10 protein-coding genes are annotated in these 12,594 nt (G+C 61.3%); 7 read left to right on the top strand and 3 right to left on the bottom strand.

Annotated features, from left to right (window positions below; translation table 11 throughout):
* Window positions 1-97: 97 nt before the first annotated feature.
* Both ACD590_RS33710 and ACD590_RS33705 read right to left on the bottom strand, forming a co-directional pair.
* A complete protein-coding gene (locus ACD590_RS33710) occupies window positions 98-1,972 on the bottom strand; it encodes a TPR end-of-group domain-containing protein (protein ID WP_439004291.1) in 1,875 nt (624 codons plus the stop codon).
* Window positions 1,973-2,208: 236 nt separating this feature from the next.
* A complete protein-coding gene (locus ACD590_RS33705) occupies window positions 2,209-3,279 on the bottom strand; it encodes a LacI family DNA-binding transcriptional regulator (protein WP_283187720.1) in 1,071 nt (356 codons plus the stop codon).
* Between the two features lie 221 nt (window positions 3,280-3,500).
* Here ACD590_RS33705 and ACD590_RS33700 point away from each other — a divergent pair, with 221 nt between their 5' ends.
* The 7 genes from ACD590_RS33700 to ppk2 all read left to right on the top strand — a co-directional run bounded on the left by ACD590_RS33700 (window position 3,501) and on the right by ppk2 (window position 11,508).
* Complete coding sequence (locus ACD590_RS33700) at window positions 3,501-4,454, top strand: sugar phosphate isomerase/epimerase family protein (RefSeq protein WP_018449047.1); 954 nt, start codon at window positions 3,501-3,503, stop codon at window positions 4,452-4,454.
* Between the two features lie 58 nt (window positions 4,455-4,512).
* The gene (locus ACD590_RS33695) at window positions 4,513-5,745 is read left to right on the top strand and encodes an ABC transporter substrate-binding protein (protein WP_439004290.1); all 1,233 of its coding nucleotides are present in this window, start codon (window positions 4,513-4,515) and stop codon (window positions 5,743-5,745) included.
* A 102-nt stretch (window positions 5,746-5,847) separates the two neighbouring features.
* Complete coding sequence (locus tag ACD590_RS33690) at window positions 5,848-6,735, top strand: carbohydrate ABC transporter permease (RefSeq protein WP_017958256.1); 888 nt, start codon at window positions 5,848-5,850, stop codon at window positions 6,733-6,735.
* Window positions 6,735-7,619 (top strand): carbohydrate ABC transporter permease, encoded by an 885-nt coding sequence (locus tag ACD590_RS33685; protein WP_439004289.1) that lies wholly within the window; start codon window positions 6,735-6,737, stop codon window positions 7,617-7,619. Before ACD590_RS33690 ends, ACD590_RS33685 begins: the two co-directional genes overlap by 1 nt.
* Before the next feature lie 7 nt (window positions 7,620-7,626).
* Complete coding sequence (locus tag ACD590_RS33680) at window positions 7,627-8,709, top strand: ABC transporter ATP-binding protein (RefSeq protein WP_247264904.1); 1,083 nt, start codon at window positions 7,627-7,629, stop codon at window positions 8,707-8,709.
* 83 nt (window positions 8,710-8,792) lie between these two features.
* Window positions 8,793-10,445 carry a GMC oxidoreductase gene (locus tag ACD590_RS33675; protein WP_247264903.1) on the top strand — a complete coding sequence of 551 codons (1,653 nt, stop codon included), beginning with the start codon at window positions 8,793-8,795 and terminating at the stop codon, window positions 10,443-10,445.
* A gap of 148 nt (window positions 10,446-10,593) precedes the next feature.
* Window positions 10,594-11,508 (top strand): polyphosphate kinase 2, encoded by a 915-nt coding sequence (gene ppk2 / locus ACD590_RS33670; RefSeq protein WP_018246902.1) that lies wholly within the window; start codon window positions 10,594-10,596, stop codon window positions 11,506-11,508.
* A 116-nt stretch (window positions 11,509-11,624) separates the two neighbouring features.
* Here the strand turns inward: ppk2 and ACD590_RS33665 are convergent, their stop codons facing one another.
* Window positions 11,625-12,500 carry an aldo/keto reductase family oxidoreductase gene (locus tag ACD590_RS33665; protein ID WP_113542802.1) on the bottom strand — a complete coding sequence of 292 codons (876 nt, stop codon included), beginning with the start codon at window positions 12,498-12,500 and terminating at the stop codon, window positions 11,625-11,627.
* Window positions 12,501-12,594: the final 94 nt, after the last annotated feature.

The following is a 12,594-nucleotide window of genomic DNA, read 5'->3' as shown; positions in this document are numbered from 1 at the left end:
CTTTTATGGTGCAAGTTTAAGTTGACCTTCGGCGCTCGCGAGAATTTTAGCAAGTAATGAAATAGTATTAGCGCCAGCCTGCCAAATGTACGAGGCGTTATTCAGAAAGTTCAACCAATCTCGAATAGCGCGGGTGACTGCGAATGGAATCGAGGTCGGAATCGTTCTTGAACCACAGCCGCATCTCGGCGCCGACCTGAGGCATCCAGGCTTCCAGCACCTCGATCGCTCGGTCAATCTCGCCAAGCAGCGCATAAGTGCAGGCGGCGTTGTACTGAATGTTTATGTCGTTGGGATCAGTCGCCAGTGAGCGGGCCAGCCACTCCAGTGCCCGATCGCGGACACCGAGAAAGGCGAGCACGGTTGCTCCAAGACAGGCAACATTGGCATTCTCCGGATGTAGCCGCAATTCTTCCTCCGCCTTTTTCAACGCGATCCAAGCATAACTATTGGCCTGGTCTGTTTGCCCGAGTGAACGAAAGACGTGCACAAGCATGGTCGGCGCACCATAATCGGCAGGCTTGATTTCCATTGCACGCTGAAAGTAGGTGGCCGCCAGCTCGAACTGACCGTCGGTGACGCAAAATTCGGCATAATACCGGTTCGCCTCGTGGCAATCGCCGTCGAGCGATAAAGCCTGCTCGAATGCGGAAACGGCCTCAGCGCGATTGCCGGCCACCGCCAACGCAAACCCCTTGGCCGCGTGTGCCTCCGCCAGATTGGGATCGATAGCGAGCGCCCTCGCGGTGTTCGCAAGAATGTCCTCCACCGGGATCTGCACACCGAACTGGGACCGCAGACGCGCATCGCAAACTGCGACGCCCGCATAAGCGCGGGCATAGTCCGGATCCAATTCGATAGCTCTCGCGAAGCTCTGTCTGGCCATGAGATGGTTTGAGCGCGAGGCAATGTGATAGTATTCGCGGCCCCTGAGGAAGTGCGTATAAGCTTCAACGCTCGCTGTCGGCGCCAGCTCGATTGCCTTCTTTTCCTCCGGGAGTAGCTTGACCTTCAGTTGCTCGACGATCGCCTTCGTGATCTCGTCCTGCACTTCGAAGATGTCGGTGAGGTCGCGGTCGTAACGCGCCGCCCACACGTGGCCATCGCTGGCTGCGTCGATCAATTCAGCATTGATCCTCACTTGGTTGCCGGCCTTGCGGACGCTGCCCTCTACGACATAGGCAACCCCGAGTTCCCCGGCGATGCGCTGCAGGTTCTCGCTCCGGCCTTTGCATGTGAAGACAGTGTTGCGGCTCAGTACGAATAGGCCTGAAACATTCGATAGGTCAGTGATGATGTCCTCTGTGATGCCGTCGCTGAAAAACTCCTGGGCGGGATCGTCGCTGATGTTGGCAAATGGCAGGATTGCAACCGATGGCTTGTTGACGGGTGCGCGCGTGTGCCCGCTTGCGGCAAGCGGCACCTCCTCACCGGAGGCGACATTGCCCCAATCGGCAAAATAGACATGGACCGGGCGGGAAATGTTTTTGACGGTCTTGGCGCCCTGGTCCGCGAAATCGAGGCCGAGCTTGTTTCCGACTTCGTGGCGCACAGCCGCCGAACAGGCAATGCCGCCAGGATCTGCAAGGGCTTGTAGCCGGACCGCCACATTAATGCCGTCCCCATGAAAGTCATCCGCATCGAAGACGATGTCGCCCAGATTCAAGCCTATTCGAAACGCAAAGTGCCTGTCCGCTGGAATCCCCATGTTGCGCTCCAGCATGCCGCGCTGGATTTCGACTGCGCATCGTGCAGCACTGAGCACGCTGCCGAACTCGACCAGGAAACCGTCGCCCATCACCTTGATTATACGCCCGCCGTGGGTCGCGACAGCGGGATCGAAGAGCTCGCGGCGATGCTGACGAAGAGCGTTAAGCGTCTCCTCTTCGTTGGCTTCCAGGAGACGGCTGTAGCCTACCACATCGGCGGCCAGGATAGCCGCCAATCGGCGCTCGACAAGCTCTGCACACATGCCCGTCTCCCCAACGTGCTGGTGGCAATATTACTCAATTCTAGAAGTTAGCCGATCATGTTGCCGGATGATTGTATTACTGACAACTAAAATATCCCTCTGTCGCCAAACCAACGGTTTACGCTGAACACTGTAGGGCTGTAATGGCGTCGACCGACAAGAGATCGAAGTACCGAGGATCAAGCGGCGGGTTTTGATTGATGTCGAGGGTAATCCCCTCGCCGCGGCCGGCTCCGTCAGTTCTTCGGAGCAGCGATGCTCTCCCGCAAGATCAGGCTGCTGCGGATGACGGTACGAACCGTCGCCGTATTCTGCCTCTGGCCAATGGCGTCGAAGAGGAGATCCACCGCGGCGCGCCCCATCTCTTCGACCGGCTGCTTGATCGTCGAGAGTGGCGGAGAGCAAAATTCGCAGACGGGGGAGCCGTCGAAGGAGACGACGGACACATCACCGGGAATGCGCAAGCCCGCGCCCTGGATACGGCTGACAAAAGAAATGGCCATGTCATCGCTGGTCGCGATGACGGCTGTTGGTTTCTCGGTCAACTCGGCGAAATCATCCGCCGCCTGGACACCAATGTCGAAGCCGTGCTGATAATCGAGATGACCACCCGAGCGATGCACCGAATCCTCGGACAATCCTGCCGCCTCGAGCGCCTCGAGCACGCCGCCGTAACGCTCGACATCGTGATAATTGCCTTCAGGCCCTGCAAGATAGAAGAACCGTCGATGACCCAGTCGGATCAGTTCGGCCGTGACGTCGCGCACGGCTTCGCGGTCGTTCGTAACGACGCTCTGCAGGCCGGCATCGCTCATGTCGAGCAGCATCGACACGATCGGCAGGCCGGAGTTGGCCAGCGAGCGTCCGTCAACCTCCGGAAGCTTCGACGACAGGATGATGGCTCCGCGCACGCTGCCGCCGAAGGCGAGGTCGAGAATGTGCCGTTCGGAAATCTCGTCGCGGTCGAGGTTGGCGATCATCAGGTTGTAGCCGCCCTGGATCAGCGATTTATTGATACTCTGCAGCACCTGCGGAATGACCTGGGAAGCGCCATAGTAGAGCGATCCCGGCAGAATGATCATGATGATATTGGATTTGCCGACCCTGAGACCGCGCGCCATCGCGTTCGGGGTGTAGCCCAGTTGCCTGGCTGCGGCATTGATCTTGGCGCGCGTCTTTTCGTTGACCCGTCCGGGATTGGCGAGCGCCCGGCTCACTGTCGATATCGCAACGCCGGCGAGCCGCGCGACATCGGCCATCAACGCGCCTGATTGATCCTCCCCGACTACATCCTTGTTTTTGTTCACGGTTCTTTCTTTCTCCGGGATGCTTTTGATTGCAACTCTAAGACAAGTGGCAGCTTATAGCAAACGTTTGCCAAAAACCGCTTGCGTAAAAAAACAGCTTCGCTATTATCTAATCATGGCAAACGATTGCCATTCGCTAATGCATTGAAAATTCTACGACTTATGAATGCGGAACGGCCCTTCCGCAAACGGATAGGTCATGCCTTGAAAAGGGAGTGATTATGGCTGCTGACGACAGGCTGCGCTTTGGCGTCGATCTCGTGACATTCTTCCATCCCGGCTTTTGGGACGTCGACAGCCATGACGCGATCGTCGACTATGCACGCGCCGCGCCGCGCGCCTTCTGGGACAAGATCCTCGACGGCGTCCAGGCCTCCGGCGTTACCGGCGTCGAATTGACCTTCTCTCCCTTCAACTGGCAGGACGCCATCAAGACCTACGGTTCCGTCGACGCCTTCGCGGCCGAACTGGCAAGACGCGGCCTGACGCTGTGCAGCGGCTTCTTCGCGGAACTTGAGGCGGCCGGCGACTTCGCCGAGCCCGAGGCCCAGCGCGCGCTGATCGACAAGGCGGAACGATATGCCGACTTCCTGAAAGCCTGCGGCAGCGACATCATGGTGATCGGCGCGCCCTTACGCCAGACGCTCGGCGCCCAGCCGGTGCAGTTCCATGATTTCGATCGCGCCAAGGTGATTGCCGATTTTCTGAACCGGCTCGGCGCGACCCTCTATGCCAGGGGCGTACGGCTGGCGCTGCACACCGAGGCGCACTCGATCTTTGCCGCCGCGCGCGACGTCGATCTGATGATGCTTCTCACCGACCCGGCCTATGTGCACATGTGCCCGGATACCGCCCACATCATCGTGGCCGGCTCCGATCCCGTCCAACTCGTCGATCGCCATCACGAGCGCATGATCATCGCCCACTGGAAGGATGCGCGCGGCCCGATGCCCGCCGACACGCCGATCGACAAGCACATCCATGAACGCCACCAGCCCTATTTCTGCAGCTTCGGCCTCGGACGGGTCGACTGGCCGGCCTGGATCCGGCTGCTGCGCGACCGGGCCTATGAAGGCTGGGCGATCCTCGAACTCGATGCCGCGCCGGATCCCGTCCGCGACATCGCCAACGGGCTCACCCTCGTCCGGCAGGGGCTCCTGCCGATCTATCGCTGACAGTCATCCCTAAAACAACGAACGCCCCGCAAAGAGGGCATTTTCAAGAGGTGGAACAATGAAGACCATGATGAAGCTTTTTCTTGCCGGCGTGGTATTCGCCGGCCTGTCTGCCTCGGCCCATGCCGAGGACAAGCCGACGATCGAGATCATGTCGTCCTGGACGTCGGGCGGCGAAGCAGCCGCGCTCAACGTCATCAAGACCGAGTTCGAAAAGCGCGGCGGCGTCTGGAAGGATTCCTCGATCGCCGGCTTCGGTGCGGCCGATGCCGCCTTCCAGAACCGTATCGTCGCGGGTGACGCGCCCGGGGCCAAGCAGGGCGTCATCGGCCTCGCTGCCGCTGATTTCATCAACCAGGGCCTGTTCAATCCGATCGACGACGTCGCCACCGCCGGCAAATGGGCTGACGCCCTGCCGAAATCGATCCACGATCTCATCTCCTATGACGGCAAGGTCTATCTTGCGCCGACCGGCGCCCATGGTGAAAGCTGGATCTTCTATTCGAAGGAAGCCTTTGAGAAGGCCGGCATCGCGCAGGAGCCCAAGACCTGGGACGAGCTCTTTGCCGATCTCGACAAGCTGAAGGCTGCCGGCCGGGTTCCGGTCGCCTGGGGTGGCCAGCCCTGGCAGCAAACCAAGGTCTTCAACATGATCCTGCTCTCGCAGGTCGGGATCGACGGCTTCCTGAAGATCTATGTCGATAAGGACAAGAGCCCGGCATCCGTCGAAGGCGTGAAGAAGTCCCTTGAAATCCTCGGTAAGCTGCGCGGCTATGTCGATGCCGGTGCAGCCGGCCGTAACTGGAACGACGCGACAGCCATGCTGATCACCGCCAAGGCCGGCGTGCAGTTCATGGGCGACTGGGCCAAGGGCGAATTCACCGTTGCCGGCAAGGAGCCGGGCAAGGATTATGGCTGCATGATCGTGCCGGAGTCGAAGGGCATGGTCTACATCGCCGACTCCCTCTGGTTCCCCAAGACCGGCAAGGCCGAGACTGACAAGGCGCAGAAACTTCTCGCCGAAGTCGTCATGGATCCGGCCGTTCAGGTCGAATTTGCCCTGAAGAAGGGCTCGGTGCCGATGCGCGCCGACGTCGACAAGTCGAAGCTGGACGCCTGCGCGCAGAAGGGTGTCGAGCTGATGAGCGCCGGCGCAATCGTGCCGGACCAGGCGATCGTGCTCACGCCCCAGCAGGTCGGCGCGCTCGACGACCTCGTCGACGAATACTGGAGCGGCGGCTCGAACGAAGCAGATGCCGCGGCCGAGAATTTCTTCGCCATCTTCGAGTAGGATAGTACCCGTGGCGTCGGCCTGATCCGACGCCACGGCTGCCGGCTGCCCCCTCACGCGGCGGCCCGAGCCCTGCTTTCCACTCCGTCAACGAGCTGGCCGATGTCCATCAAACGCAAGCCCAATCTTTCCGCGACCATCGCCCTGCTGCCGACATGGTTCGTCGCGGTCGTGGTCTTCATCGGCACCATGGCTTGGTCGATCCGCCTGTCCTTCACCAATTCGACGCTTTTTCCGTCCTCGACCTATGTCGGCTTGGCGCAGTATTCGAAGCTCTTCTCTTCCGCCAAATGGCTGGCCTCGCTGCAAAACGTGTTGATCTTCGGCGTCCTATACGTCGCAGGCTGTTTGCTGCTGGGCTTCCTGCTGGCTGCGGCGCTGGATCGTAAGATCCGCTTCGAAAGCGCCTTCAGGACCATATTCCTCTATCCCTACGCCATGTCCTTCGTGGTGACCGGGCTTATCTGGCAATGGATGCTCAATCCGACGCTCGGCATCCAGGCGAGCGTGCGTTCGCTCGGCTGGGAAAGCTTCGTCCTCGACTGGGTGGTCAATCGCGACATGGCGATCTATGCGCTGGTGCTTGCCGGCGTATGGCAGGGCGCGGGGCTCGTCATGGTCATTGCGCTCGCCGGCATGCGCGGCATCGAGGCCGAGCAATGGAAGGCGGCGCGGATCGACGGCATTCCCGTCTGGCGGATCTATGTCTCGATCATCCTGCCGCAGCTCGGGCCGGCGCTGGCCGCGGCCGGCATGCTGCTCGCCATGGGCGTGATCAAGACCTATGACATCGTCGTCGCCATGACCAATGGCGGCCCCGGCAATGCGACGGAGGTGCCGGCGAAATTTATCATGGACAATCTGTTTGGGCGCCAGAATCTCGGCCTCGCCACAGCAGGCGCGACAGTGCTTGTCCTCGGCGTGATCATCGCAGTCGCTCCGTTTCGCTACATCATGCACATGCGCGACAAAGCAAAGGGGGCTGCGTGATGGCCCGTCCTCATCCAAACGGCCCGAAGCCGGCACAGATCACCGCCGGGCGCATCGGCCTCTATGCCTTCCTTGTCGTCGCCGCGCTTTTCTTCCTTTTGCCGCTCTACACCATGGTCGTCACCTCGCTGAAGTCCATGGACGAAATCCGGCTCGGGCAGATCTTTGCCCTGCCGGCCACGCTCGATTTCTCTGCCTGGGCTACCGCCTGGTCGGGCGCCTGCATGGGAACCGTCTGCGTCGGCATTCGCAGCGGCTTCTGGAATTCGGTGGCGATCACCCTTCCCTCGGTCGCGCTCTCGGTCTTCATCGGCGCCGTCAATGGCTATGCGCTGTCGCTTTGGCGGCCGCGCGGGGCAAACCTGCTCTTCGGCCTGCTGATGGCCGGTGGCCTGATCCCCTACCAGATCTTCCTCTATCCGATGGTCCGGGCGATGGCGAATATCGATCTCTACAATTCGCTGGCCGGCATCATTCTCGTGCATGTCATCTTCGGCCTGCCGCTGGTGACGCTGCTCTTCCGCAACTATTTCGTCAGCGTGCCGGAGGAGCTCTGCAAGGCGGCACGCGTCGACGGCGCGGGCTTCTGGCGCGTCTTTTTCGAGATCATGCTGCCGATTGCCGTGCCGATGGTCGTCGTGGTCTCCATGCTGCAATTCACCGGCATCTGGAACGACTTCCTGCTCGGGCTCGTCTTTGCCGGGCGCGACAACCTGCCAATGACCGTGCAGCTCAACAATATCGTCAACACCACGATGGGCGAGCGAACCTACAACGTGAACATGGCGGCGACGATCCTCACCGCCATCGTTCCGCTCGCCATTTATTTCCTGTCCGGCCGCTGGTTCGTGCGCGGCATCGCGGCCGGCGCAGTCAAGGGGTAACGCTTCCATGCAATCTGCCGTCTCCGTGAAGGACCTGAAGATCGCCTATGGCGACCATACGGTGATCGAGAAGATGTCGATCGATATCGCGCCGCGAGAGTTCCTGGTGCTGCTCGGCCCTTCCGGCTGCGGCAAGTCTACGCTTTTGAACGCCATTGCCGGTCTCCAGGACATTACATCAGGCGAGGTCTGGATCTCGGGCAAGAATGTCAGCTGGGAGGAGCCGAAGGACCGCGGCATCGGCATGGTCTTCCAGTCCTACGCGCTCTATCCCCGCATGTCGGTCCGCAAGAACCTCTCCTTTGGACTTCGCGTCGCCCGTCTGCCGGAGGCCGAGATCGAGGCCCGTGTCGCTCGCACCGCCGCCCTTCTCCAGCTCGACAAGCTGCTCGACCGGCGCCCTGCCGAGCTATCGGGCGGCCAGCGCCAGCGCGTCGCCATCGGCCGGGCGCTGGTGCGCGAAGTCGATGTCTTCCTGTTCGACGAACCGCTGTCGAACCTCGATGCCAAACTGCGCAACGAATTGCGCGTCGAGATCAAGAAGCTGCACCAGCGCCTCGGCAATACGATGATCTACGTGACCCACGACCAAGTCGAGGCCCTGACGCTTGCCGACCGCATCGCCATCATGCGCGACGGTGTGATCCAGCAGCTCGCCTCGCCGGCCGAGATCTACCGCCGCCCGGCCAATCTCTTCGTTGCCGGTTTCATTGGCGCTCCGGCCATGAATTTCATCGAGGGCCGGATCGAGCGCGGCGACGGGGCGCCCATCTTTCTGGGCAACGGGCTGACCATCGATCTCTCCGGCTATTCCTTTGGTGCGGCCGCGGCGGAAGGACCTGCTACACTCGGCTTTCGCCCGGAACACCTTGTGCTCGATGGGGCGGCGAGCGGCCTGCCCACCATTCCCGGCCGCGTTGCCGTCGTCGAGCCGATGGGTTCGGACGCCGTTGTCTGGTTCGACTGGGCGGACCAAAGCCTCTCGCTCCGGCTGATGGGCGACGTCACCCTTGAGCCCGGTGACGCCATGGCTCCCGGGCTCGATATCGCCAAGGCCTCCCTCTTCGGCGCTGACGGATCGCGGCTGTGACGCACCATCCCTTTGTTTTCCCGCAATTCCGGGCGCGTTTCGCGCCGTTTTGAGGATTGCTCCAGGACAGGATTTGAAACGACATGTCTGAGATCGTCTATGATGCGCTGGTGATCGGCTCCGGCGCGGCGGGTTCATTTGCGGTAAAAGAACTGACGGCACAGGGGCTGTCGGTGCTGTTGCTCGAGGCCGGTCCCGCCGTCGGGCCGAAGGATTTCGATCCCGTGCGCAAGAAGGCGCCGGCAAGCAGCATCAATATCTGGGAGCGCGCGCGGGCCACCTTGAAGGGCCAGCCGATCCAGGCCCGCGCGGCCTTCTTTACCGAGCGTTTCAGCCACTTCTTCGTCAACGACCGCAAGAATCCTTATACGACGCCGAAGGGCGAGCCCTTCCTCTGGATCCGCGGCCGCCAGGGCGGCGGGCGTCTCCACAGTTTCGGCCGGGTGCTGCTGCGCTGGACTGACGATGATTTCAAGATCCGCTCTCGCGCCGGAAAGGGTGTGGACTGGCCGGTCTCCTATGAAGAACTGGTGCCTTTCTACGACGAGGTCGAGGCTTATCTCGGCCTCTACGGCAATAGGGATAACGTGCCGAGCTTGCCGGACGGCATCTATGCGAAGCCGGCAAGCCTGACGCCCGCCGAACAGATCTTCAAGCAGGCGGTCGAAAACCGCTGGCCGGACAGGCACGTCGTCTCCTGGCGTTACATTGCGCCGGACGCCGACCGCATGCCGCGACCGCTGCGAGACGCTCAGGCCACCGGTCAACTGACCGTCCGCTACGACGCCGTCGTTCGCCGCATCACCACGGACGAGAAGACCGGCCGCGCCACCGGGGCGGAGTTCATCGATCGCAATACGGGCGAAGTATCGACCGCGCGCGCCGCGACGGTGGTGCTTTCGGCCTCGCCGATAGAGAGCGTACGGCTGCTGTTGAATTCGGCGTCGGCGAATCATCCTGATGGGCTCGGCAACAGCTCGGGCGCTCTCGGCCGCTATTTCATGGACCAGCTTCCGTGCCTCGCCTTTGGGTCCTTTTCGAAGGCGAAGGGTTGGGCGGTCGACGAGTCCGCGCCGACCGACCCGTTCTACAATCCGTCGGGCGGGATCTTCATTCCCCGCTTCGGCGAGGGCGATGCCGCCCGCGGCGATTTCGACTACCAGGGAAGTGTCGGCCGTGCGCCGATCTCCGCAGACGCAGATGCACGTCTCGCCTTCTTCGGTTTCGGCCGCATGCTGCCCTATGCAGACAATCGCATCACGCTCGACGCCAGGCGTAGGGATGCCTGGAACATTCCTGTGCCGCATATCCGCTGCGTCATGCGACAGGAGGAACAGGCGCTGCTCAGAAGGCAGGAGGAAACGCTGATCGCGATGATCAAGGAGGTCGGCGGCGACCTCGAATTCATCGGCTCGCCCACCGGCCTCAAGGAGATGAGCAAGGGCGCCTTTCCCGAAGCCGATGCCTTCAGCCGCTTCATGTTCCGCAAATGGTTCCGCAAGACCATGTGCATGGGCGCGGCAATCCATGAGACGGGCGGCGCGCGCATGGGCGAAACCCCGGAGGCTTCGGTGCTCAACCCCTACAACCAGGTCTGGGATGTCCCGAACCTCATCGTCACCGACGCCAGCGCCTTCCCCGGCAGCGGCATCGCCGGCACGACGCTCACCGTCATGGCATTGACGATCCGCGCCTGCCGGAATCTTGTCGACCAGTACCGGACGGGACAGCTATAGGCGCGCCTCGGCGGCTGAAGCGCATTCGACGCCGCAATCATCGGCTTAAGAGATCGGGACGTTGCTGTTCCGGCTTTGGCTTAGCCGAACCGTCACACAAACTTCGCAGTGACATGCTCCTGTCAGAAAACGCAGGAAGGAAAAGCCCATGTCTCAAACACATCAGGACCAGCTCAGCCGTATTAAGGCCGAGATCGCCGACAGCTTTGATGAAGAGCTGGAAATGCAGATGGAGGAAGACCGGCTGGACGATCTCGTCGCCGAAGGAATGTCGGAGCCGGCGGAGCAGACGCTCGAGCGAAAGACCTATTTCCGCGAGCTCTTCCGGCTGCAGCACGAACTGGTGCGGTTGCAGGATTGGGTTCAGCATAAGAAGCTGAAGGTGGTGGTGCTGTTCGAAGGCCGGGATTCAGCCGGCAAGGGGGGCGCGATCAAGCGCGTAACCCAGCGGCTCAATCCGCGCGTCTGCCGGACGGTCGCGCTGCCCGCGCCCACCGAGCGGGAACGTCATCAATGGTATTTCCAGCGTTATGTCCCGCATCTTCCGACCGCCGGCGAAATGGTGCTCTTCGACCGAAGCTGGTACAATCGCGCCGGTGTCGAGCGCGTCATGGGGTTCTGCACCGATGAAGAACTCGAGGAGTTCTTCCGCTCGGTGCCTGAATTCGAGCGGATGCTGGTCCGTTCCGGCATCGTGTTGATCAAATACTGGTTCTCGATCACCGACGAGGAGCAGGAATTCCGCTTCAAGATGCGTATCCACGATCCGCTGAAGCAATGGAAGCTCTCACCGATGGATATGGAAAGCCGTGTGCATTGGGAGGAATACACCAAAGCCAAGGAAGAGATGCTGGCGCGTACGCACAGCCCCGATGCGCCTTGGTGGGTGGTTCAGGCCGTGGACAAGAAAAGGGCGCGGTTGAACTGCATTGCCCATCTTCTCGAGCAGATCCCTTACGAGGATGTTCCGAAACCGGAGATCCAGTTGCCAGACCGCATCCGTCACGCCGATTACAACAGGGCGCCGGTTCCGCCTGAAATGCTTGTGCCGGAGCGCTATTGAAAGCATCGCCGCGTTGGGCGGCGGGCTACCGCATAATTCTTCAATTCGGAATCGTTTGAGGGATTGCTCCGCTACGCCGTGCAAGACGTGGCGTAGCGTCGGATCGCCGGCGACCGTCAGGCGGCGATATCAGCCATGCGGTTCAATTTCGAGACGGCGTCATCCGGCAGCAAGAGCGCGGCGGCGGCGAGATTTTCCCTGAGATGGCTGACGGACGAGGTGCCGGGGATCAGCAGGATGTTTTCCGCACGACGCAGCAGCCAGGCGAGCGCCACCTGCATAGGCGTGGCATCAAGGCGTGCGGCGACCTCAGAGAGGGTGGAAGACTGCAGTGGGGTGAACCCGCCGAGCGGAAAGAACGGCACATAGGCGGTGCCTTCGTGCGCGAGATCGTCAATCAGCCTGTCGTCGGCCCGATGCGCCAGATTGTACTGGTTCTGCACGCAGACGATCTCGGTGATCCCACGCCCCTCAGTGATCTGTTTGGATGTGACGTTGCTCAGCCCGACGTGACGCACCAGGCCTTGCCGTTGGAGATCGGCGAGGACCGTCAGCGGCGCTTCGATCGACCCTTCGGCCGGGCCGCGCACGTCGAACATGATCCTGAGATTGACGACGTCAAGCACATCAAGGCCGAGATTGCGGAGATTGTCGTGCACTGCCGCGGTCAGTTCTTCACGCGAGAAGGCCGGCATCCACGATCCGTCCGTGCCGCGCCGGGCGCCGATCTTGGTGACGATGGTGAGATCGTCGCGATAGGGATGCAGCGCTTCACGAATGATCTGGTTGGTGACGTGGGGGCCATAGAAGTCGCTGGTGTCGATGTGGTTTACGCCGCTCGCGACCGCCTCGCGCAGTACTGCCAGGGCCGCGCCATGATCTTTGGGCGGGCCAAACACGCCAGGACCAGCGAGCTGCATGGCACCATAGCCAAGCCGCTTCACGCTGCGGCCGCCGAGGTTGAACGTGCCGGATTGATCGATAGTGGACATGGTCTAACTCCTTTCAAGAGATGACACCAAGATAGGCGTTGGCGGCACGTGTGAAAATTGGCTATAATCCGCACGGGCTGTGCGGGGTAGCGAA

This window comes from Rhizobium sp. 862_C5_N1_2 (genome assembly GCF_051811205.1).
GTDB classification, from domain to species: domain Bacteria; phylum Pseudomonadota; class Alphaproteobacteria; order Rhizobiales; family Rhizobiaceae; genus Rhizobium; species Rhizobium leguminosarum.
Note: the sequence above shows the minus strand (reverse complement) of the source record. Positions and strands in the feature narration are given on the sequence as shown.

What these genes read in the sequence shown, in the direction of transcription:
- ACD590_RS33710 (WP_439004291.1), bottom strand. Translation starts at nt 1,972, where the DNA reads ATGTGTGCAGAGCTTGTCGAGCGCCGATTGGCGGCTATCCTGGCCGCC.
- ACD590_RS33700 (WP_018449047.1), top strand. Translation starts at nt 3,501, where the DNA reads ATGGCTGCTGACGACAGGCTGCGCTTTGGCGTCGATCTCGTGACATTC.
- ACD590_RS33695 (WP_439004290.1), top strand. Translation starts at nt 4,513, where the DNA reads ATGAAGACCATGATGAAGCTTTTTCTTGCCGGCGTGGTATTCGCCGGC.
- ACD590_RS33690 (WP_017958256.1), top strand. Translation starts at nt 5,848, where the DNA reads ATGTCCATCAAACGCAAGCCCAATCTTTCCGCGACCATCGCCCTGCTG.
- ACD590_RS33685 (WP_439004289.1), top strand. Translation starts at nt 6,735, where the DNA reads ATGGCCCGTCCTCATCCAAACGGCCCGAAGCCGGCACAGATCACCGCC.
- ACD590_RS33680 (WP_247264904.1), top strand. Translation starts at nt 7,627, where the DNA reads ATGCAATCTGCCGTCTCCGTGAAGGACCTGAAGATCGCCTATGGCGAC.
- ACD590_RS33675 (WP_247264903.1), top strand. Translation starts at nt 8,793, where the DNA reads ATGTCTGAGATCGTCTATGATGCGCTGGTGATCGGCTCCGGCGCGGCG.
- ppk2 (WP_018246902.1), top strand. Translation starts at nt 10,594, where the DNA reads ATGTCTCAAACACATCAGGACCAGCTCAGCCGTATTAAGGCCGAGATC.
- ACD590_RS33665 (WP_113542802.1), bottom strand. Translation starts at nt 12,500, where the DNA reads ATGTCCACTATCGATCAATCCGGCACGTTCAACCTCGGCGGCCGCAGC.